Annotated in this window: 16 protein-coding genes and 1 pseudogene; 11 read left to right on the top strand and 6 right to left on the bottom strand. The window is 44.5% G+C overall.

Going from position 1 to position 22,523, the window contains the following annotated elements; translation table 11 throughout:
• Positions 1-318, top strand: a pseudogene (locus ACE1OE_RS22945) (transposase); the annotation flags it as partial.
• 493 nt (positions 319-811) lie between these two features.
• On the top strand, positions 812-1,279 hold the full coding sequence (locus ACE1OE_RS22940; protein WP_449212375.1) for an Sbal_3080 family lipoprotein: 468 nt from the start codon (positions 812-814) through the stop codon (positions 1,277-1,279).
• A gap of 234 nt (positions 1,280-1,513) precedes the next feature.
• On the opposite strand, the gene ACE1OE_RS22935 is transcribed toward ACE1OE_RS22940, so the two are convergent.
• Entirely contained in the window at positions 1,514-2,602 is a 1,089-nt protein-coding gene (locus ACE1OE_RS22935) for a LacI family DNA-binding transcriptional regulator (RefSeq protein WP_102532444.1), read from the bottom strand.
• 306 nt (positions 2,603-2,908) lie between these two features.
• Here ACE1OE_RS22935 and ACE1OE_RS22930 point away from each other — a divergent pair, with 306 nt between their 5' ends.
• The 4 genes from ACE1OE_RS22930 to ACE1OE_RS22915 all read left to right on the top strand — a co-directional run bounded on the left by ACE1OE_RS22930 (position 2,909) and on the right by ACE1OE_RS22915 (position 8,847).
• Entirely contained in the window at positions 2,909-4,078 is a 1,170-nt protein-coding gene (locus ACE1OE_RS22930) for a glycoside hydrolase family 88 protein (protein ID WP_449212374.1), read from the top strand.
• Positions 4,079-4,109: 31 nt separating this feature from the next.
• On the top strand, positions 4,110-5,093 hold the full coding sequence (dctP, locus tag ACE1OE_RS22925; protein ID WP_102532446.1) for a TRAP transporter substrate-binding protein DctP: 984 nt from the start codon (positions 4,110-4,112) through the stop codon (positions 5,091-5,093).
• A 76-nt stretch (positions 5,094-5,169) separates the two neighbouring features.
• Positions 5,170-7,092 (top strand): TRAP transporter large permease, encoded by a 1,923-nt coding sequence (locus ACE1OE_RS22920; protein WP_372062238.1) that lies wholly within the window; start codon positions 5,170-5,172, stop codon positions 7,090-7,092.
• A gap of 12 nt (positions 7,093-7,104) precedes the next feature.
• Complete coding sequence (locus ACE1OE_RS22915; protein WP_449212373.1) at positions 7,105-8,847, top strand: DUF2264 domain-containing protein; 1,743 nt, start codon at positions 7,105-7,107, stop codon at positions 8,845-8,847.
• Between the two features lie 178 nt (positions 8,848-9,025).
• Here the strand turns inward: ACE1OE_RS22915 and ACE1OE_RS22910 are convergent, their stop codons facing one another.
• From ACE1OE_RS22910 to ACE1OE_RS22895, 4 genes are all read right to left on the bottom strand, one after another.
• Positions 9,026-10,540: a PTS transporter subunit EIIC gene (locus ACE1OE_RS22910; RefSeq protein WP_449212372.1), complete on the bottom strand. Its 1,515-nt coding sequence runs from the start codon at positions 10,538-10,540 to the stop codon at positions 9,026-9,028.
• 536 nt (positions 10,541-11,076) lie between these two features.
• Entirely contained in the window at positions 11,077-13,941 is a 2,865-nt protein-coding gene (gene gcvP / locus ACE1OE_RS22905) for an aminomethyl-transferring glycine dehydrogenase (protein ID WP_449212371.1), read from the bottom strand.
• A gap of 85 nt (positions 13,942-14,026) precedes the next feature.
• Positions 14,027-14,407, bottom strand: coding sequence for a glycine cleavage system protein GcvH (gene gcvH, locus ACE1OE_RS22900; RefSeq protein ID WP_102532704.1), 381 nt, complete (start codon positions 14,405-14,407; stop codon positions 14,027-14,029).
• 36 nt (positions 14,408-14,443) lie between these two features.
• Positions 14,444-15,751, bottom strand: a complete 1,308-nt coding sequence (locus tag ACE1OE_RS22895) for a serine hydroxymethyltransferase (protein WP_449212370.1) — start codon at positions 15,749-15,751, stop codon at positions 14,444-14,446.
• A 414-nt stretch (positions 15,752-16,165) separates the two neighbouring features.
• On the opposite strand from ACE1OE_RS22895, the gene ACE1OE_RS22890 reads away from it, so the two are divergent.
• From ACE1OE_RS22890 to ACE1OE_RS22870, 5 genes are all read left to right on the top strand, one after another.
• Complete coding sequence (locus tag ACE1OE_RS22890) at positions 16,166-16,789, top strand: helix-turn-helix domain-containing protein (protein WP_102532702.1); 624 nt, start codon at positions 16,166-16,168, stop codon at positions 16,787-16,789.
• A 371-nt stretch (positions 16,790-17,160) separates the two neighbouring features.
• Positions 17,161-18,294, top strand: coding sequence for a glycine cleavage system aminomethyltransferase GcvT (gene gcvT, locus ACE1OE_RS22885; protein ID WP_449212369.1), 1,134 nt, complete (start codon positions 17,161-17,163; stop codon positions 18,292-18,294).
• Between the two features lie 243 nt (positions 18,295-18,537).
• Positions 18,538-19,590, top strand: coding sequence for a S1 family peptidase (locus tag ACE1OE_RS22880; protein ID WP_449212368.1), 1,053 nt, complete (start codon positions 18,538-18,540; stop codon positions 19,588-19,590).
• 394 nt (positions 19,591-19,984) lie between these two features.
• Positions 19,985-21,076, top strand: coding sequence for a S1 family peptidase (locus tag ACE1OE_RS22875; protein WP_449212367.1), 1,092 nt, complete (start codon positions 19,985-19,987; stop codon positions 21,074-21,076).
• 38 nt (positions 21,077-21,114) lie between these two features.
• Complete coding sequence (locus ACE1OE_RS22870; protein ID WP_449212366.1) at positions 21,115-21,720, top strand: hypothetical protein; 606 nt, start codon at positions 21,115-21,117, stop codon at positions 21,718-21,720.
• On the opposite strand, the gene ACE1OE_RS22865 is transcribed toward ACE1OE_RS22870, so the two are convergent.
• Entirely contained in the window at positions 21,717-22,292 is a 576-nt protein-coding gene (locus ACE1OE_RS22865) for a mechanosensitive ion channel domain-containing protein (protein ID WP_102532697.1), read from the bottom strand. The two genes, ACE1OE_RS22870 and ACE1OE_RS22865, sit on opposite strands and share 4 nt — an antisense overlap.
• Positions 22,293-22,523 lie beyond the last annotated feature (231 nt).

The following is a 22,523-nucleotide window of genomic DNA, read 5'->3' as shown; positions in this document are numbered from 1 at the left end:
AACTTAGCTACAGCCCCGTGTTTACACCCTTTTATCGGTCATCCGACAAATGAAGTGCTAGATGGAATTCCGTTTCGGCTCATCGACTACATTGAGTTAGTAGACTGGACTGCACGTCTATTCCTCGAAGGCAAAGCCAGCATGGATGCCAATCAACCTGCTATTTTGGCGCGTTTAAATTTCAATCAGAAGAGTTGGTTAACGGTATGTACCGCGTTAGAAAAAACACGCTCGACAGCGGTTGGGTGTCACGTTCATACAGTTCAAGCTAAGGCTGCCTTAAAAAAGAAAAAGATGCACATCTATCAACTAGAGTAAGCACCACTTTCCCCGCCGCTCCAACCCATAGGTCAGTGAAAATTCTGGATACTGTCGTTCGCCCCATTTATAAACGTAAGTAAACGCGTCTTAAGAAACTAGACAACTTCACCCAAAATAGATTGAAGAAAGCAAAAGTCTGCAGTTAATTGCTACTTTGAATACGGGAGTGCTTTAGATTTCTTTTTAGGTGTGTGTCCTTTCTAAGATTACTAGCATCCAAGGGAGGATAAGAGCGTCAAATAGAAGCGTTTATATCATTTGCTATATGGAGCTAATTAACACGATGCGATGAACGTAATATTCTAAGGTTACAAGTTGCATGTTATTTGGGAGCGATATCACTTTATTGGTTTTGTATTTTCTCTAGACTAATCATCCGCTAATGGAAAAAGTGGAAGCGTAGTTTATGAAATATAACCTAATTGATGTTGTTGTTAATGTTAATTCAAAATGCCATTTTAAATTATAGAATTATTAAAAGAGACATAATATGTATAAGAAACTAATTATCCTTAGTCTGCCCGTCCTTTTAGCTGCTTGTGCAGCGCCCAAATATACTGCGGAAGTTATCCCGGATGATAACCAGAGTAAAGACATTACGATTGTGAAAGATGATGCAACACGGGAAATTTTCTTAGAGTCGATGCAAGAATGGTGTTTGGATACCGCCCATAAATGTACGGTTGTAAGTGATGGGACTCCACCTGAGAGCTCAGAACTTACACTGACTTATGTATCGCGTTGGAGTTGGGATTTTAGGACGTTTGTCGCAGATGCCAAAATTAAAGCATATAAAAATAGTGCTAAAGTTGGTGAGGTAGAGTTCAAGGCACCGAATAGTACTAATTCAGATAAGTGGGGTGATGACAGTAAACGTATCATCGCAATGATGGATTTATTGTTTGGGAAGCAGACGTTAAGTGAAGCTCAATCCAAAATTAAAGCGGGTGAAATGTAGCACCATAATTAGCGCTTCAATTGGATTCCTCCTGTCCCCCTGATTATATGTACTTAACATTTATCTTTGATATTTATGACGGTTATCAGGCTTTGTAATTAATGGTGTAGAGGTTGTCTAACTGCTCATTAATTGATGGCGTCATTATTCAATCGCAAGGTGTGTTCTTCTCAAAATAAGGTACGGCCATTACTATCATGACTGAAGAGCGCCCCTACCTTCGAGATGAGCTATTTAAAGGTTCCTTACTGAATTTCGTTCAATCATTTCGAAAACAACCGAAGATCGTGTCGCTACTTTATTTGGGGAGCTAATCGCGGTGATTAATTTATAAATCGCCGATTGAGCAATTCGGTTGTAATCCGTTGTCATGGTGGTGAGGGGCGGTGATGATATGGCGCTCACGCTTAAATTATCGAAGCCAATCACTGAAATGTCTTCAGGTACGCGTTTACCTATGTGCGACAAAGCCTCTAGTAATGAGAGTGCCACCATGTCACACAAGCATAAAACCGCCGTACAATCATCAAAACGATTTTCAGCCATGATGAGCGGCAGAATTTCCTGCGCACCAAAGTCTCCCATAGGATTACGAATTAAGTCTTTACCCTTGAGGCCCCGAAGGGGTTCGGCTCTGTCGGCATAATCGACAAAGTCAATCACGGCTTGTTTAGGGTCATGCTCTATTCCTGCCATGCTGAGGGCTCTCAAAAACCCATCCGTTCGTTGATAGGTTGAATGCCGGTCGTTCGCGGTGATGAACTTTATTTTTCGATGACCTTTTGACAGTAAGTACTCTGTCGCCATAAAGGCACCAAATTCATAATCTGGAGAAATACTCGGAGTCCGCATTTTGGGGTCAACACCATTGATTATTACCGCTGGAATCGACTTATTCTGAGTCATTTCAATCAAATCTTGATTGGGATTGCCAAGGATTAGAATAGATTGAGCATCACACAACTTGTTTTTTAGCGATTGACTATTTTTGGTCGGATTTAACACCGACATTTCTAAACTGATAGAAAGTTTATCTGCTTCCACTTTAAGTTGGTTGAGAAGTGTTCCATAGAAGGTGTGAGGTGCAAATGCGGAATCGTCACAAAATACCGTTATTTTGTTAAATGTCATCGGAATTTCTAGCGAGGATCGGCGCTTAACATATCCGACTTCGCTGATGATTGCTTCGACTCTCCGTGCGACATCATTTTTGACCAAATCGCTGCCATTTAAAACCCTAGACACGGTTGCCTTTGACACGCCTGCAAGCGATGCAATCTGTTCCACAGTCGGCTTTTTTTGTGTTTTTTCTGCTGAATTCAAAAAGATTTCCTACTCAACGTGACCTCAGTTAATCAACAACCCACTGATAATCATGCGTTGCGATTCGACGCCCCCAGTTTTAAATCATCTGACAGATAATTTCAAGTGTTTGCATGAATTTAATGAAACGTTTCATTTTTATGGTTCTTTTCATTTCATGAGGATTATCACAGAAAATCCTTTAAATTTGGGCGATTGTATTTATGTCACCAAGTGACGGAGCCGAATTTTAAAATATTTTTAGCACGATCACATAAATTTATGAAAAGTTTCAGTTACACCCCATTTCGTTAGTGAGGCATATCAATGGACCAAACATTAGAGTTAATAAAACAGGACATTATCGCCAGTATTGAGCGCAACGTTTCAGTGATTGGTATTCGTAATCCTATGGTGGGTGCAGGAGCAGAGGACTTCACTTGGTTATATCCAGACGAGTATTTTTGGACAGATTCATTTTGGACGGGTCAGCTTTGGCTAGCTTACTTGTTTACTGGTAAACAAGAGCTCAAGAACAATGCTCGTATGCGCAATGCCCATTTTGAGAGCATATTGAATAACCCTCTATGGCTTAACCATGATCTTGGCTTTGAGTTTAGCCTTTCGGCAGTTGCGGATTACAAACTGACTGGTGATCTGAATGCTAGGCAGTTGGCATTACGCGCTGCAGAGGCACTAAGACACCGATATAACTGGAACGGAAACTACTTAGTTGCATGGACGGCTGGGGCAGAAGATAAAGCGCATGCTGAAAGTGTTCAGGGAAAAATTATTATCGACTGTATGCAAAATTTAGCGTTGCTGATGTGGGCATACCAAGAAACCAATGTTGAATCGTTTAAACAAGTGGCGATTGGCCAAGCAGAAACGTCTATGAAATATTTGGTTAGGGATGACTACAGTACCTACCATACCTTCGATTTTGACACGAGTACCAACAAACCTATTAGAGGTTGTACCCATCAGGGGTTCGCTGATGAATCATGCTGGAGCCGTGGGCAAGCATGGGCGATTCACGGATTTGCTCAGATGGCGATTATGACGGGTGATGACCGTTACGCTGAAGAAAGTGTCAAGTTAACCGAATACATGCTGAGTAAAATCACTCCGGATATGGTGCCTGAGTGGGACTACCTCCTCCCAGAAGGTGAAATCCGATACAAGGATACCTCAGCTGGTTCTATTACTTCTGCAGGTTTGTTCATTTTGTCTGAGTACTTCTTAAAGCAAAACAAACCAGAACAAGCTGAACAATATCGCTCTTTAGGCCTAAAAATGCTTCTGGCATTAAGAGAAAACTACGACCAAACCCACACTGATTCAGCACAAGGATTACTGTCTAATGCTGCATCTCATATCCCCAATGCTAAAGCCAAGGACCTGGATTATCTTGCCAACGCGATGCTGCCCTATGGCGATTATTACTATTTTGAAGCTGTAGCGCGCGCATTGGGACACAACAAACTGTTTTGGTAGAGCCAAATAACGTGAACGAAAGGTGAATACAATGAAAGGATTGACAACCAAACTTGCACTTTTAGGAACAGCATTAGCCTTGTCATTAGGAAGTGTACAGGCAAAAACCTATAAGTTTGCCACCAACATACCGAGTGAAGATGCTGCTGGTACTTTACTGACGGAAATGGGCAGTAATATCAAGGAACGTACCGATGGGCGGGTTAACCTCCGTTTTTTTTGGAACGGCACTCTTGGCGGGCAAGCCCAATATCTACAACAGATCCAAAGTGGTGTGATTGACATGGGGTTAGTAAATAGTGCGACGTTAGAAAACCTCTCACCAGAAATTACTAGTATCAATCTACCTTACATTTTCCGTAGCCTAGATGAGTACGAACAAACCATGCTTGACCCAGTAGTGAGCAAACAGATCTACGATTCGGTCGCCGACAAAAATATTCATGCTATGGGTTTTTTGAGTAATGGTTTCCGCAGTATGTATACCACTCGCCCTGTTGCCACGCTAGAAGATTTAGAAGGGTTGAAACTTAGAACCTCACCGAGTGACACGTATATGAAGCTCATTCGGGCATTGGGTGGCGTTCCGACACCAATGGATTTTGGGGAGGTTTATCCTGCATTGCAACAAGGCATTATTGATGGCGCGGAAGGTGGATTAGCGGGGCTATGGGAGGTTAAGTTTGGCGAAGTTGCAAAGTACGCTATCCGCACTGAGCATACTCGTCTTACCGACTTTTTAGTGACAAGTGAACGTTTTCGCAAAGGGCTTTCTGAGGAAGACCTGAAGGTTGTGCAGGAAGAAATGCTGAACACGACACAAAAATCTTTTGCTGCAGTTGCAGAGCAAATTGAGAGATCCGAGGCGCTCGCCGCTTCTGAACTCAATGTAGAGTATATCGAAATCGACAAAGCACCGTTGATTAGCCGAATGCAACCTATGTACGATGAAACGCTTTCCGATCCTGTTAAAGCGCCATTACTAGAAACTATCTTTACCATTCAAGAGCGCTAAATCTTGATAGCGGTGCTGTGTAAACAGCGCCGCCTTTGCGCCTGAATCGATGGCGTTTGGCTTCAAGGAGAGGTTTATGACCCCGTTAGAACTAGAAACCCCTAGAACAACTCCCAACCTAACAGATTCGTTTATGAGTACTTTAGAGGCGACGCTTAAGTATTTTTTAATCTGTCTACTCACTGTAATGAGTGTGCTTATTATCTATCAAGTTACGGCTCGCTATGTTTTTAGTTCGCCTAGTGCAATGTCTGAAGAGCTTTTGCGCTTTCTGTTAATTTGGCTCGGCATACTGGGAGCTGCGCTCTGTTTTATCAAATCCACGCACCTCAATTTACCCTTGATTCTTGACAAGGTTACGCCCGAAACTCGTAATAAAATGGAGTTGTTCAATCGTTTTATCTATGTCCTTCTGGGATTAATTATGGTTTGGGGTGGCTATGTTGCCGCCGCAAAAAATTGGAATCTAATGACGCCGACCATGCAACTGCCTTTAGGGGCGGTTCAGTCGGTGCTAGTGATCAGCGGTGCTTTGATAGCCTTCAGCCAGATTGTCGCCCTCATTAAAAGCCTTAAACAAGACCCTAAACTGATATCTATTATTTTGTTCTATGCGGTTGGAACGGCCGCTTTGGTGTGGGGTTACAATGAACTAAAGCAACTGGACAGCTTTGATGATTTTCTCTATTCCAATATGGAGATGATTTCTTTCTTTGCATTGTTTGTGTCGTTTATCTTTTTCTTGCTAATGGGGACATCCATCGCCGTAGGCTTAGCGTTTTCAGGCATCCTAACGCTGTCTCTGCAGATTGATTTTGTTAATCTACTAGGAACGAGCAGCGAAAAGTTATTCAGTGGTTTAGACAGTTTTGGCTTCTTAGCTTTGCCGTTTTTTATCTTGGCAGGCAATATCATGAACCAAGGGGGGATTGCTAAGCGATTGATTGTATTTGCAATGCTTATCGGTAAGCGAATTCCTGGTAGCTTATGGCAAACGAACATCGTCGCTAATATGATGTTTGGGTCCTTGTCTGGTTCGGCGATTGCTGCTTCGACGGCTATTGGCGGTATCGTCACGCCTATGGCTAAAGAGAAAAATTATGATATGCCATTCTCTACGGCAGTGAATGCCTCATCTTCTATTGCTGGAATGCTTATTCCGCCTGCTGGTGCCTTTATTGTTTACTCGATGATAACGGGGGGCAGTGCATCGATCGCCGCTTTGTTTTTAGCCGGTTACATTCCAGGGATTATTGTTGGACTCAGCGTTATGCTGGTTGCCTATCGTTATGCAAAAAAACACAACTATCCTGTTGATTCTACGCACTACCCATTAAGTGAAGTGGCTGCAATTACTTGGCGTGCAGTGCCAAGTATGTTCCTAATCGTTGTCGTTATTGGCGGTATTATCGGCGGTATGTTTACGGCTATTGAAGCGTCTGGTATCGCTGTAATCTACAGTTTGTTACTTGCGCTTTGTTATCGGAGCTTAACGTGGCAGAGTTTAATGAAGACTCTGTATGATTCCGCGATTAGCTCGGCCGTTATCTTGTTCTTAATTGCTTGCTCTGGGTTAATGAGTTGGTCAATGACCTTTGCCAGTATTCCAGACACAGTAGGAGAAATGCTGGTCGCGGTGAGTGACAACAAATACATAATCTTGTTTGTCATTAACCTCACATTGCTGTTTGTCGGGGTGTTCATGGATATGGCGCCAGCGCAGCTTATATTTACGCCTATCTTGTATCCCGTTGTTACTGCGATGGGCGTTGACCCGGTGCATTTTGGCGTCATCATGATTTATAACCTTTCCATGGGAATTGTCACGCCACCAGTCGGAACGGTGTTGTTTGTATCCTGCGGTATAACTGGCGAGAAAATAACTAATGTAATCAAGCCATTACTGCCGATTTTTTTAGTGCAGTTTATTGGGTTACTTTTAGTCACCTATTTCCCTGTCATTAGCTTAGCGTTACCACGTATGTTTGGATTGATGTAAGGAACATTATTGATGAAACAAGTATTTTTTTCTGAGAACCCTCTGCAGTCCAAGCAAGATTACCAAAAGTTGGTGTGTGATTTATTTGAACCTCTTATTCCTTTTTATCAACAACAAGGTGCTCGGATCGATTTTGAGGAAGGTGGCGCTTGCTTCGATATGGTAGCGAGTTCGGTAGAGGGGGTTGCTCGCCCTCTGTGGGGCCTGATTCCCCTTGAGTTAGGAGGCGGTAAATTTCAACACTGGCCCTTAGTTCGGGAGCTTATTGTAAAGGGCACCGACCCAAACTCTGATCAATACTGGGGGGAACTCGGTGACATAGACCAACGTAGTGTTGAAATGGCACCCATTGCCATGTGGTTAACGCTATTACCGGAAATATCTTGGGATCCATTAACAGAGCAACAACAAACTAATTTGGTTCATTGGCTGGCCAGTATTCAAGACCACCCAACATCGCAAAACAATTGGTTGTTTTTCACTATTTTTGTTCAGCAAGGGTTACGAAGTGTCGGTAGAGAGGCACTCGTTGATGAGCAGCTGGAACAGCAATGCTTGCAACGTATTCGAGATTGGTATCTTGGGGATGGCTGGTATGGCGATGGTGATATCGAAACCATTGATCAATACTGCGGATATGCCATGCATTACTACGGGTTGATCTACTCTCAACTTTATCCAAACGCTAACCCAGAGTTCGCAGGCATTTTTAAAACCAACGCTGATACGTTTAGCTACCCGTTTCGATACTGGTTTTCAGAAGAAGGGGATTCATTGGTTCAAGGTCGTTCACTGACCTATCGATTTGCCAGTGCTGGATTTTGGGGAGCGTATGCATTGTGCGAGCAAACTGAGTTGTCTAAGGGTGAGATAAAGGGGCTTTGGGCGAGACAAATTCGTCGGTGGCAAACAAAACCGATTTTCACTCAAACTGGTGTGCTTACTCGCGGTTATGATTACCCAAACACCACTATGTGTGAGGTATACAACTCTCCAACCTCACCTTACTGGGCAATGAAGGCATTTATCCCTTTGCTATTACCTGATGAAAACGAATTCTGGCAATGCAAAGAAGAGTCGATGTCACCACTTGACGCCGTCGCTTCTATGCCAGTGAACAAAACCATTGTCCAGCGAGTAGATGGCCACAGTATTGTTCATTATGGCGCGAATGTTCACCCGGGATTTCAGCTCGATAAATACAACAAGTTTGCTTACTCCACGTTTGGTGGCTTGGATGTTAATGCTCTGCTTTATTCAGAAAAGCTCAGTTTTGGCGACAATATATTGGCAATGAGTTTCGACCAAGGCGCTAATTGGCAAATGCGCCAGAAGAATCTCTCAGTGGCGATAGATGGGCATACAATGACTATCGTGTGGCAATCCGGGTTGCACGTTGTCACGACTAAGATTGAAGTGTTGGAGAATGGGCAATGTATCCGAAGCCATGAATTAGAAAGTGACAGAGAAGTATGGGTAGTAGAGTCAGGCTTTGCCGTCGATACTTGGTATCAAGAGCCTCGGATATTGGCTCACATCGGGAGTGACTCGCCAATTGAGGAGGCGCTAGTCTCGATCAATGGCGGCAATGGTACGTCAGAAGTAGCAAGCCGTGACGGACATAAAAAAACAGCTCATCTCGCAACGAGAGTCCATAGTGATGTGTGTTTTGCAAGAAGTATGGTTCCTTTCTTACTGTCGAAACATAGTGGTGGAAAAATAGCACTTTCAAGTAGGTTTGGGTTTCAGAAATAGCTGGGTTCATCCTTTTTCAGGTGTTAAGGGCCCATCATTTCGTTATCTAAAGGACAACTAGGTTAGAACCTCGTTTTCACGAGGACGCCGACTTGATTTTTATCTCGATAATAAAAAACGCCAAAGTGCTCATAGAGAACGTTGGCGTTAATTAAACCGAGATTTTTAATTCACGACTTTAATTCATCGCTTTTTTAGCTGCTTCCTTTTCTTCCTCTGTTCGGTAATCAAACATAAGAATTAGGACTATTGGAACAATAAAGGCAACCGCAATGGCTAACGCATAAACCCACATTGGACTAAATACAGGAATCGTAAATAGTGATGTGAAAGCAAATGCTTTGGTTTTTACTCCACCATAGCTTGCGCCTAGCGTTGCAATCACTAACCCGCCAGCAACACAGCCTGGAAGCAAACGTGAGTACATTTTCTTAAAGCGTAAATGGATACCGTAAAGTGACGGCTCAGAGATACCACCAAACAGACCCGCAGCCAATGCACCAACCGATGTTTGACGCATGTATGTATCTTTCTCACGCATCGCAATCAGAAGCACCCCGGCTGTGGCACCGAAACAGGCAAAGTTCCATACACCCATTGGGCCTTGAATGAAGTCATAACCAAGCGTTTGTATGTTGACCAGCATTAGCGCGTTCAGCGGCCAGTGTAGACCCAATGGAACGAGGAATGGGTATAACAGTGGGATCAACAGAGCAAATACGAAGGGTGCATTGGTGTTTAACCATGCCAAGCCATTACCAAGCCCCGTCCCTAACCAAACGCCTAGTGGGCCTAAGAAGAAAGCCGTTACAGGGATCATGATGATCAGAGAGAAGAATGGCACGAAGACCATATGAACATTCTCTGGGAAGATTTTCTTAAGCGTCCGGTAAACCAGCGCCAAGACTGGCACCATGATTAACGGCACAAATACTTGCCCAGAGTAGTCATTTAACTGCATGGCGAAGCCAAACACGTTCGCAATGTGACTCGTGGTGCCTAGCACAGCATTGTGAATGGTTTCTGTTGATGCCAATGACGAGAGGTTTTGAAACTCAGGTGTCATCAGTGCGCCCATAATCGCCGCACCTAACCAAGGTTCGACTTTCAACTTTTTAGAGGCGTTGTAAGCGATCATGATTGGCAAGAAGTAGAAGACGGTATGCCACATCGTGTCGACAAATTGCCAACTTGCGGATTTTTCGCCACGGAAGTTCACGATGTGCAATGCATCCAAAACAGCAAGTGCAGCAATAACGAGTGAGGCGCCGAGTAGCACACCTAGGAAAGGACGGAAAGAATCAGAAAGATACTCGAAAAAGCTGTCGACCCATTCTTTTTTACCTCGAACGCCCCCAGAGCGCAGCGACGTTTTAAGGTCAGCATTAGTTTCCGTGCTTTCTTCTTTCGGATCGGCGACGTCAGGTGTGTCACCTCGCATAGCCGGTAACGCTTTAATTTGCTCTAGCATGGTTTGCACTGAACCACCGATAACGATTTGATAACGGTCGCCACTTTGAGGCACCGCCCCCATCACTTCAGGAATCGCATCCAATGCTGCTTTGTCTGCTTTAGAGCCATCGTGCAGCTCGAATCGTAAGCGCGTCGCACAACAAGTAATAAACTTGATATTGCTTGCACCGCCAATGCCCTCCAGTATTTTCTCTGGAGCAGAGAGGTTGTTCTTAGACATACTGTTATCTCTACAATTGATAAACAAAGCTGAATTAATTGCCAACTTTATTTAGTTAGACAGAAAGAAATTGATAAAAGTATATATAACTCTATATAAGTAAGTAATAGGTCAACAGCGTTATAAATGGAGAGTAATATTGCAAACATGAAATGAGTAATAATATTATAAGGTTAAGTGTTTGTGCATAAGTCACTTCATCTTAAATAGAGTATTTAAGATGAAGTGATGTATTGATAATAAAATTAATCAAGCAATTTAAATTATTATAAAATTAGTAATATAAGGCGGTTGGCTTTATTGAATGGTTAAGTGGTGAAATTAATATAATTAAATCCACACATAAAAATAATGTAATTAATTCATGTGGTTGTTACAGCTATCGAAAGGAGGGCTCTGAAACTACGCTCTATCGAGTTAATCCGCTGTTAAAGCCTAAAAATAATAAAACAAAACAAAAAAGCGAACCCATTTAGGTTCGCTTTTGGTATTGCTAGAGGATAATCAAATTAATGGGTTAGCCTCAAATCAATCAATTAATCGACGTAGTTATCAATGCTTGGGCAGCTACAAATTAAGTTGCGGTCGCCATAAACATTATCAACACGGTTTACGGTTGGCCAGTACTTCGACGCTTTGGTTTGCTTCGATGGGAAACAAGCCAGTTCGCGAGAGTATGGGCGGTCCCAAGTGTCAGATGACAAATCAACTTGGGTGTGTGGCGCGTTCACAAGAGGGTTGTTCTCCAGTGGCCATACACCGTCTTTTACCTGAGTCATTTCTTTGCGAATCGCAATCATCGCTTCACAGAAACGGTCTAGCTCTTCCAAGTCTTCCGACTCAGTTGGCTCAACCATCAATGTGCCTGCTACAGGGAAAGACATGGTTGGAGCGTGGAAGCCGTAGTCCATCAAGCGCTTAGCAATGTCTTCTTCACTGATGCCTGTTTCTTCTTTCAGTGGACGAATGTCGATGATGCACTCATGCGCAACGCGACCATTGGTTCCACGGTACAGAACAGGGTAGTGAGGTAACAATGTTTCCATCACGTAGTTGGCGTTTAAGATAGCAACTTGCGTGGCTTCGGTAAGGCCTGGCTCGCCCATCATGGCAATGTAGGCCCATGAGATTGGTAGGATAGATGCACTGCCTAGATCGGCGGCTGAAACGGCGTAATCTTCGCCTTCTACACCATTTTCAATGTGACCTGGCAAGAATGGGGCAAGGTGAGATTTAACACCGATAGGTCCCATACCTGGACCACCACCACCGTGAGGAATACAGAAGGTTTTGTGTAAGTTGAGGTGAGATACGTCAGAGCCAATAAAGCCCGGAGTCGTTAGACCAACTTGTGCGTTCATATTCGCACCGTCAAGGTAAACCTGACCGCCAGCCTCATGAACCATCTCACACACTTCTTTCACTTGCTCTTCGTACACGCCGTGTGTCGATGGGTAGGTGATCATTATGCTAGACAGGTTTTCGCGGTGTTTTTCGATTTTCGCGGCTAGGTCGACCATGTCGATGTTACCGGCGTCATCACATTTCACCACAACCACTTTCATTGAGACCATTGATGCCGTTGCAGGGTTAGTACCGTGTGCTGAGCTAGGGATCAGACAAACATTACGGTGACCTTCATTGCGGCTTTGGTGGTAGCGTTGAATCGCGATGAGACCCGCGTATTCACCAGACGCACCTGAGTTTGGTTGCAACGAGAAGTCATCATAACCGGTGATTTCACAAAGCTTTTCTTTAAGGTCTTGCGCGAGTGCCGTGTAGCCAGCCGCTTGTTCAAGTGGCGCAAACGGGTGAATGGAACCGAATTCAGGCCAAGTGACGGGAATCATTTCCGCCGCGGCGTTCAGCTTCATTGTACAGCTACCTAGTGGAATCATGCCGTGCGTCAGTGAGAAGTCTTTGTTCTCTAGCTGTTTCAGGTAGCGCATCATTTGTGTTTCACTGTGATGCGTATTGAATACTGGGTGAATCAGGTAGCGTGTGGTACGACGGCAGTTTTCAGGGATTGCCGCGAATTCGTTGCCAGCAATTTCTGTCGACAATTCGTCTACTGACTCTTCGATACCAAATACTGCGAACAGGGCATTGATGTCGTCGACGGTCGTCGTTTCATCAAAGCTCACGCCAAGTTTTGCATCGAGCTTACGCAGGTTCATATCTGCATTTTGAGCCGCAGTGAAGATCGCGTCAGTCTTGTCACCAGTATTGATAGTGATCGTATCGAAAAAGCTATTGTTTACAAGCTCAAAGCCAGACTTTGTCAGGCCAGCAGCAAGAATCGCTGTCATGTGGTGAGTACGACGGGCGATGGTTTTTAGGCCTTCTTCACCGTGGTAAACCGCATAGAATGACGCCATGTTGGCAAGGAGCGCTTGCGCGGTACAGATGTTAGACGTCGCTTTTTCGCGGCGAATATGTTGTTCACGGGTCTGCATGGCCATACGAAGAGCTTGGTTGCCGTTGGTATCGATAGACACCCCGATAACACGACCCGGCATCGTACGCTTATGCTTGTCTTTGGTTGCCATGAATGCTGCGTGCGGACCGCCGTAACCCATTGGTACACCAAAGCGTTGAGCCGAGCCGATCACAACGTCTGCGCCCATTTCACCTGCCGGTTTTAGGAGCGTTGATGCAAGTAAGTCAGTGGCAACGGTGACCAGTGTCTTGTTGGCCTGTGCGCTGGCGATGATGTCAGTGAGATCATGAACCTCACCGGTTGTGCCTGGGTATTGTACGAGTGCGCCGAAGACGTCTTGCTCTGGCAAAGATTCCAGCGTACCAACCACGACGTTAAAGCCAATAAACTCTGCACGAGTTTTGACGACTTCAATGGTTTGTGGGTGAACATCGTCAGCAACAAAAAACGTTTTGCTTTTGCTTTTTCCTGCGCGTTTACACAGCGTCATGGCTTCTGCTGCTGCCGTTGCTTCATCGAGTAGAGAAGCGTTGGCAATCTCCATACCCGTCAGGTCCATGACCATTTGTTGGTAGTTAAGCAGGGCTTCTAGGCGACCTTGAGAAATTTCTGGCTGGTATGGCGTATAAGCCGTGTACCAACCTGGGTTCTCAAAAACATTTCGCAGAATTACGTTTGGTGTGAAGGTGTTGTAGTAACCTTGACCGATAAATGTACGTTTGATTTGGTTCAGATTCGCGAACTTTTTCATCTCAACTAACATGTCCGATTCGCTCATTGGCGCGGCCAGTGTCATTGGTTGTTCTAGGCGGATCTGTGCTGGTACGGTTTCGTTGATCAACGCATCAAGGTTTTGAACATTGATGGCATCCAGCATTTTTTGTTGGTCAGATTTATTCGGACCGTTGTGACGAGCAACAAACTCGTTTTGTGTACTTAGCGTGTTAAGTAATTCAGTCATGGTTCCTTTACCTTCTCAAAGATCTTCTGCGAGACCCTTAAAAAACAAGCTGCCCAAGATTGGGCAGCTTTAATTCGTGCTTGGCTTATTCGTCTTCGATAGACGCAAGATAGTCTTCAGCGCTCTTTAGATTGTCTAGTTCAGATGCGTCTGACATCTTCACTTTTACAATCCAGCCACCGTCATAAGATTCTTCGTTAATAAGCTCTGGGCTGTCTTCAAGCTCTTCGTTGATTTCAACGATCTCACCAGTCACCGGCGCATAGATATCTGACGCAGCTTTTACAGACTCAACAAGAGAGAATGTTTCGCCTGCTTCTACTTCGTCTTCGACTTCTGGTAAGTCAACAAATACCACATCGCCCAGCATTTCTTGAGCGTGCTCTGAAATTCCGATAGTCACGGTGCCGTCACCGTTATCACGTACCCACTCATGGCTGTCAGAAAACTTCAAAGTGTTATCCATTGCTGTATCTCCAAATATTTTAAGGATGTTTATTCTTTATTGGTACAGTGGGAAGCGAGCACATAGGGCTTTCACTTCTTTCTTGATGCGTTGTTCAACGTCTGGGTTGCCCTCAGGGGATTCAACCAAGCCATCCAGAACGTCACCAATCCACTCACCGATGAGTTTAAATTCTTCAGTTCCGAAACCACGAGTGGTTCCAGCCGGTGTTCCTAAACGAATACCAGATGTAATCATAGGCTTTTCGGTATCGAATGGGATGCCATTTTTATTACAGGTAATGCCAGCACGCTCAAGCGCTTCTTCTGCTTTGTTGCCTTTAAGGCCTTTTGGTCTTAGGTCAACCAGCATCAGGTGAGTGTCGGTGCCGCCCGTTACGATGTCGCAACCGCGAGTTTGCAATACTTCAGCAAGAACTTTTGCGTTCGCGATCACTGAATCAATATAAGTACTGAATTGAGGACCAAGCGCCTCACCAAATGCCACGGCTTTTGCGGCAATAACGTGCATCAACGGACCGCCTTGCAAGCCAGGGAAGACCGCAGAGTTGATTTTTTTAATGATGTCTTCGTGGTTGGTCAAGATCATGCCGCCACGAGGTCCGCGCAAGGTTTTGTGCGTTGTTGTTGTCACGACGTGGGCGTGTGGAAGTGGACTTGGGTGTGCACCTGTTGCAATAAGACCGGCAATGTGCGCCATATCGACCATCAAGATCGCGTCGACTTCGTCGGCAATAGCACGGAATTTAGCAAAATCAATCGTACGAGGAATAGCAGAGCCACCCGCGATGATCATTTTTGGCTTGTGTTCGATAGCCAGTTCACGAACGGCATCGTAATCAATCTCGAGTGTGGTTTTGTCTACGCCATATTGAACGGCGTTAAACCATTTGCCCGATAGAGCAGGGCGCGCACCGTGAGTTAGGTGGCCACCCGCGTCAAGTGACATGCCCATAATGGTGTCACCTGGTTGAAGCAGTGCGAGTTTTACCGCGCCGTTGGCTTGTGCGCCGGAATGAGACTGAACGTTAGCGTAATCGCACTTAAACAATGTTTTTGCGCGTTCAATAGCAATGGCTTCTACCGTATCAACGTGCTCACAGCCGCCATAGTAACGGCGATTAGGGTAGCCCTCTGCGTATTTATTAGTGAGGCAGGTACCTTGAGCTTGCATGACCGCTTTTGAGACGATGTTTTCTGAAGCGATAAGCTCAATTTGTTCGTTTTGACGAGTAAATTCAGCTTGGATGCCGGTAAAGACGGCGTCATCAGTTGCAGAAAGATTGGTTGAGAAGAAGTTTTCTAAGCTGTGGTTTTGGTAGCTTTTTAGGTACTGAGCAGTCATGGCAGTTTACCTTCCGTTGTTTATTCATATGACGGTTATTCAATATGACTTGTCGTCTATGCGGGTTAATCCCGCTGTTTTATTTATTGAATAAGCGGTGTCTTTGTACTGCGTGAACAAAAAAGTAATGCTCAAAAATGCAGCGTGAATAGGCTCTAATTAGTAGAACTAAAATCATCCAGAAACCGACATTGGCTGCCTCGTTCCTGATTGCGTCAACGCATCTCTTCATCTAACAAGTCGGTAACATACCCTGCGCGAAGCAAACAATCAATCAAAAATTTCCTATAGGAAACACAGTTTCCAATTTTGCTAGCTAGAGCACGCTTTATTTTTGACCATGGGCTTTAATGGATAACCTGCTTCATGCAACAATGTGGACAGTTTAAAGGAAGCCATTATTTCGAGGGAAGTATGTCTGAAGACATCTATGATGAATACCCATCTTTGACGCTAGCAAAAGACGCGGCAGATGAGCACATTGAACCGCTTAAACTTGGTCAGCGCCTCAAAGATATTCGAGCAAAAATGGGCTTAACGTTAGAAGAGGCCAGCCAACGTACGGGCCTCGCACGTTCGACACTCAGTAAGATAGAAAACGAGCAAATATCTCCCACTTTTCAGGCGATGCAAAAATTAGCCACTGGATTGCAAATTGATATGCCACAACTGTTTGAACCGCCAAAGAAAAAGGTGGCGACGGGTCGACGAGACCTGACGAAGCAAGGCGAGGGGAAACCACACCCAACGCCAACTTATGAGCATGAATTGTTGGCGACGCAGCTTTCAAATAAAAAAATGATGCCATTTAAGAGTACGGTGAGAGCACGTTCATTTGAAGAATATAATGACTGGGTTCGCCATGATGGAGAAGAGTTTTTACTGATTATTTCGGGTGCAGTACGGTTTTTTTCTGAGTTCTACGAACCGGTAGAAATGACCGCTGGTGATAGCGTTTATTATGATGCAAACATGGGACATATGTTGATATCCGTCAGTGAGGCAGATGCACATATTCTATGGGTTACGGCCAAATAACAACCAAACGGCAATGTTTATTATAATGAATGCAAACGTTTGCTTTTGTGGCGAAAAGCGAAGAAATCGCAATGAATAGGCTTTAAAAGGTCCAACATTGCTCGCTTTTGTGTGAGCTTTGTTTGTGAAAAATATGTTAAATGTCACAGTTGTGGCAGTTCAAATCTTGTTAATGATGAAAAATTGGCGCATTCTTGTTTATTATAGGAAACAAGATTTCTGATTGGGTGAATGCTTAAATATTCCTCACCTCAATGGTGAGGGGTGAAATATTACCCAACCTAATAATTATCTTTCAGTGCTTGCTGGCATTGAAAATAAAGATGACGTGAAAGATTAATAGAGGCTGGATTCAGCTTACGGAGAATAAAATGGCTCAAGAACAAGTGACTCAAGATCTACTCGCTACCCCTTTGCACGCCCTTCATGTCGAAGTCGGCGCTAAAATGGTGCCATTCGCTGGCTATGATATGCCGGTTCAATACCCATTAGGCGTTAAAAAAGAGCATTTGCATTGTCGTGATGCGGCGGGTTTGTTTGATGTGTCACACATGGGGCAGCTACGCCTCCATGGCGAAAATGCAGCAAAGGTTCTTGAATCACTGGTTCCCGTTGATATCGTCGATTTACCTGTTGGTAAGCAGCGCTATGCGTTCTTTACCAACGACCAAGGTGGCATTATGGATGATTTGATGGTGGCTAACCTTGGCGATCATCTTTTTGTTGTGGTGAACGCCGCTTGTAAAGACCAAGATATTACTCATCTTGAAGCGCACCTAACCGATGGTGTGGAGATGGAAGTGATTCAAGACCGAGCACTGCTTGCCATTCAAGGCCCTAAAGCGGCACAGGTTCTCGCTCGTTTTGCACCAGAAGTCGCCGATATGTTGTTTATGGATGTGAGAAACATCAGCTTACTGGGCGCGGATTGCATTGTGTCACGCAGTGGTTATACCGGTGAAGACGGTTATGAGATTTCTGTCCCTGCTGAACACGCCGAGGCGTTGGCGCGTAAGCTGACATCTGAAGACGAAGTGGAATGGATTGGCCTGGGTGCTCGCGATTCATTACGACTTGAGTGTGGGCTGTGTCTATATGGTCATGACCTAGACACGACGACGACGCCGGTAGAAGCCAGTCTGTTGTGGGGCATTCAAAAAGTTCGCCGCTTGGATGGTGAACGTGCTGGTGGCTTCCCAGGCGCTGATATTATCCTTGAGCAAATTACCACAAAAGCGGTTGACCGTAAGCGCGTTGGTCTAGTTGGCCAAACCAAAGCACCCGTGCGTGAAGGTGCGGTGTTGTTTGATGCTGATGATAACGAAATCGGTGTCGTGACAAGTGGTACCGCAGGTCCAACTGCAGGCAAACCAGTGTCGATGGGTTACGTAAAAACAGAATTCTCCCCGTTGGGAACAGAAGTCTTTGCCGAGGTTCGTGGTAAAAAACTGGCAATGACTATTGAGAAAATGCCATTTGTTCCTCAGCGTTACTATCGCGGGTAGACGCTAGTGTCTAGGGAGTACTAATCCTCGCCGTGACTCATGGATCGAAAATACAAAAACACCACGTTACAGTGGTGTTTTTTTGTGTTTAGCTATGAGAGACCGGTACATTGGAGTGCGCGTATTGTTAATGAGACGTATTAACATTGATAGCGCAGCTCTATTGCATATAAAAGATTTGAGTGATATCAACAAGACCGGAATCTAGATCTAATACGATGATGTACAAGGAGTCACTATCTCGTGTCGTTTTTATTAAGCAAACCATCGCTAACTTCTCTCCTCTTCACTGCGTTAGCTTTTAACGCCGCTGCTGAAGATGCCGTCAGCTCCGTCGCGGATATTTCACCCTATATCGTCAATGGCAGTGATGCCAATGCCAGCGATTATCCCTCGTTTGTGAGCTTGTTCTATGATGCCATTGAGTACAATAATTTATATTCAACCTCTCCTTATTGTGGCGGCACGCTGCTCAACGAGCAATACGTACTGACCGCCGCCCATTGTATCTACAATAATGATGATGCTCAGCTGTTGACCATGGTTGTGCCTGGTTTACAAAATGAAAGTGACTATCTTTCTGCTCAAAAACAACGAGTGGTTGAAATCTATCACCCTTCGAATTACGACAACCGAATCTCGCAGCTTTTAGCGAATGATATCGCGATATTAAAGCTTGAATCGGCAATCAGTGTGGGCACAGCCATCGTACAGCCTCTTACTCAGAGCTACCGGAGTGCTCAAAGCGTATTTACGACGGTCGGTCATGGCGATACCCGTTCTTATTATGATGCCTATGACAGACTACAAAAGGTGAACCTGACTTGGGTTGATAACGCGACGTGTGCCGGGGCGTTTTCTGATGGTAGTCAACTCACCGATAAGCAAGTGTGTTTCACTGGAGATTACAGTGCGGTGACTGACTTACTGGCAGGGACGTGTCAGGGCGATTCTGGCGGACCTATCTATTGGGATAATAATGGTGTGCAAACGCAGGTTGGTATTACGAGTTTCGGTCCTGTACCTTGTGGTGATACGAACCGCGATGTGACGGCTGTTTTTACTGAAATCGCCGATTATTCTGATTGGATTACTCGCGTGTTGAACGGACAAGAGACACCCAATTACACATCAACCGATAGTGCGAGAAAGGAATACTTAATTGGGCAAGGCTACACTATCAATGCTGCTTCAAGTGGAAGTAGTTCGTCCGGCAGTTCAGGCGGGGGAGCATTATCATGGATTGGATTGATGCTTCTCTCTGTGTTTGGCTGGCAGCGACGTGGTTGCAGCTAAGATGGTTGAACGGGCTTGTTTGACGTCGTTCATCCGCTTTATCAATGCTCGACCAATACTTTATTAATACAGTGTCGCGATAGTGATTACTATCGCGATGTTGATCTGAGCCCGTGAACCTTTTCTCTCTTGAGAAATCGACCTTGACCATTCACCTTTAAAGCATGAAGGAACGAAACAGTAGCTAACGAAGCTTAAGTTCATAACGTATTAGCTCATAAGGCATTAGCTCGTGAGTCATTCTCAAAAATGATAATTGACCTCGTGTTTTGTATAAATCAACGAAAAACACCTTTCTAAACGGTAGTCATTATTTTTCTTTCTATACTGTTAATGTGAGCATCGCAAAATCCAGTTTTTGTGATGGACGTCATTTTATAGAGAGGAGCTTCAAATGACATGGATGTTAGCAAAGCCGACTCGCCCTGATCATTTTCTACTATTGCTCGCTTCACTCCTGTTCGGCTCGATGCCGGTTTATTCCACCGATATTGATATCGCTCCTGCAATCGTGAATGGTGAAAATGCAAATGCGGCAGATTACCCGTCTTTTGTCGGCCTCTATATTGACTCAAGTGAATATGACGGCCGGTATTCAGGTGGTGCCTATTGTGGAGGGACGTTACTTGATACGGAGCATGTGTTGACGGCGGCCCATTGCATCGAAGGCGATCTAGCCGCTGGTTTATTTACCACAGTATTAACGATGTTAGACAATGAAAACGACTTCCGAAACGCGGATAAAAGACGAGTAGTTGAGGTATACATTCATCCTAGTTTTTCCAACAATATCACGGCACTGCTACCTAATGACGTTGCCGTCCTCAAATTAGAAACATCAACCTCGTCAGGCGATGCTGCGACGTTAGCGTCGTCTGAGTCATATCGTGTGTCATCAGAAACGTTCACCGCCGTTGGGCATGGAAATATTCGTTCAAACGTTGAAGGCACTGCTATTTTACAGCGTGCGAATTTAGTTTACGTGAGCAACGCCGTTTGTCGAGCTAACTTTAGAAATGGCGGTAACCTAACCGATAAACAGGTCTGTTTTTCAGGCGCGTTAAGCTCATCGACAGGTCTGAAAGCCGGTACCTGCCAAGGCGATTCAGGTGGCCCGATATATTGGGACAATAATGGTACTCAAACACAGGTCGGCATTACTAGCTTTGGCCCTGCAACGTGCGGAGATGCCAGTTCTGCGGTGACGGCCGCGTACACCGAGGTGAGTGATTACCGTGCTTGGATAAAAAGTGTGCAGGATGGCCTTGAATCGCCTCGCTATCAATCGGATGATCAGGTAAGGCGAGATTATATCGCTCTGAACGGGCGGGTAGTGTATACCGGTGGGACGTTCGCGTCTGGCGGGGAATCTGGTGGTGGAGGCTTCTTAGGTTCAATATGGCTAATTATACTGATTGGGTTAACTATTGTTCGGAGTGATATAAAATTGATGTGTAATAAGATGGTCAATATAAGGCTATGGTAGTTTTTGCTTAAATTTTAAAGTGAAATATAAGCATTACTATGAAGAAAATTGCGGTTTTAGCATTATCTACGCTAGCATTAGTTGGTTGCGATGAATCTACGGACTCGAATGCTGTAACGACAAATTGCATCGCACAGAAACACACACCTTCGGATCCAAATTTGCCAAGTCCGAATAAAGAGTGGTTCGATATTTACCAAACATCTTCGGCTATGCCGGCACAAAGTGTGGTTGTGCCGTCTCAATATTGTTATTCCCAGTCTGGTTATTCAACGCCTACGGTCACTTTTGAAGTGTCAAATGCTGATGTATTCTCGTTAAGATATGATAGTGGAACCAATAATAATGGTGAGTCTCACCAAATAATTTCAAGTGATCCAGGTAACGAACAAGATGACCTGGTCTATGATGTGAAATACAAAGGAAGTGACGCCCCTGGAGCCTCATCGATACAATTGAGTACGGATATCTCAGGCGGCTATTTTTATAGTGTTTACGAAACGATAGGTGATACGACTAGTAAGATTTTTGAAACATCGGAAATCGAGGATATCAAAACTAACTATCCATACTTAGTCACAAACACCGGCGTGCTCAATACTAAAGAAATTAGTCAATTAAAGCATGATTATTTAGATTTTTAGTTTTTACGCCGAGTATAAAGTCGAGCCTGAGTGCTCGGCTTTTTTGTGGGTGAAAGCTTAATAACACTTTTTTGCAGCATCAGGGTATTGGGGTAGGTAATAAGATTACCACTGTCATGTCGGATCAGAACGTGAAACATGGTGATGTCTTGAATCACACCTGAAATGTCTTCGTCTTTGTCGACCACTTTAATTCGTTCACCGATTCGATAAGGAAAAACAAAAAAGATTAAAAAGCTTGCGGTTATATTACTCAGCATGGACCATTGGGCCACCAAGGCAACGCCAAGTACCGCGAAAACGGAAGAGAAGAACAACGATAAATCGCCATAGCCGATACCGATGGTGACAGAGAACACGGCGACAAATATAAACGTGATGGCAATCCTAAAGGTACGAAGAATAAAGCTGGTGCGAGCGACTGATACTTGTTTCGCTTGCGCGAGTTTATTGATCCAGCGAGTCGCAACCTTGCCAACGAGGTAATAGAGTGTCAAGAGTCCCAACGCAAGCAGCGCTTTAACGGCAAGCGCGTGGGGCAATTGAGAGATGAGTTGGCTAATGTGTTCCATACGATCTATTCATGGTAAAGGCTAAATTACTCTAAGTTTACTATGAATTGGCCGATTTCATATGCATTGACCGTTTTAATATGAGCTTACGTCTTTAATACAGGCTAACCTTTTAATATAGGCATAACAGCTAATGGCTTCAATACAGGCTAACGGCGTTAATATAAGTCTATCCGCTTAACGCCAGTGGATGGAAACAGACAAAAATCTTGTCGGATGAAAAAAGCGCTG

This window comes from Vibrio sp. E150_011, from assembly GCF_053544015.1.
The sequence above is the reverse complement of the archived record's forward strand: the minus strand, read 5'-3'. Positions and strand labels throughout refer to the sequence as shown.

Coding starts and splice junctions, on each gene's coding strand:
- gcvH (WP_102532704.1), bottom strand. CDS start 14,407: ATGGATAACACTTTGAAGTTTTCTGACAGCCATGAGTGGGTACGTGAT.
- gcvP (WP_449212371.1), bottom strand. CDS start 13,941: ATGACTGAATTACTTAACACGCTAAGTACACAAAACGAGTTTGTTGCT.
- gcvT (WP_449212369.1), top strand. CDS start 17,161: ATGGCTCAAGAACAAGTGACTCAAGATCTACTCGCTACCCCTTTGCAC.
- ACE1OE_RS22870 (WP_449212366.1), top strand. CDS start 21,115: ATGAAGAAAATTGCGGTTTTAGCATTATCTACGCTAGCATTAGTTGGT.
- ACE1OE_RS22930 (WP_449212374.1), top strand. CDS start 2,909: ATGGACCAAACATTAGAGTTAATAAAACAGGACATTATCGCCAGTATT.
- ACE1OE_RS22865 (WP_102532697.1), bottom strand. CDS start 22,292: ATGGAACACATTAGCCAACTCATCTCTCAATTGCCCCACGCGCTTGCC.
- ACE1OE_RS22895 (WP_449212370.1), bottom strand. CDS start 15,751: ATGACTGCTCAGTACCTAAAAAGCTACCAAAACCACAGCTTAGAAAAC.
- dctP (WP_102532446.1), top strand. CDS start 4,110: ATGAAAGGATTGACAACCAAACTTGCACTTTTAGGAACAGCATTAGCC.
- ACE1OE_RS22910 (WP_449212372.1), bottom strand. CDS start 10,540: ATGTCTAAGAACAACCTCTCTGCTCCAGAGAAAATACTGGAGGGCATT.
- ACE1OE_RS22940 (WP_449212375.1), top strand. CDS start 812: ATGTATAAGAAACTAATTATCCTTAGTCTGCCCGTCCTTTTAGCTGCT.
- ACE1OE_RS22915 (WP_449212373.1), top strand. CDS start 7,105: ATGAAACAAGTATTTTTTTCTGAGAACCCTCTGCAGTCCAAGCAAGAT.
- ACE1OE_RS22890 (WP_102532702.1), top strand. CDS start 16,166: ATGTCTGAAGACATCTATGATGAATACCCATCTTTGACGCTAGCAAAA.
- ACE1OE_RS22920 (WP_372062238.1), top strand. CDS start 5,170: ATGACCCCGTTAGAACTAGAAACCCCTAGAACAACTCCCAACCTAACA.
- ACE1OE_RS22875 (WP_449212367.1), top strand. CDS start 19,985: ATGACATGGATGTTAGCAAAGCCGACTCGCCCTGATCATTTTCTACTA.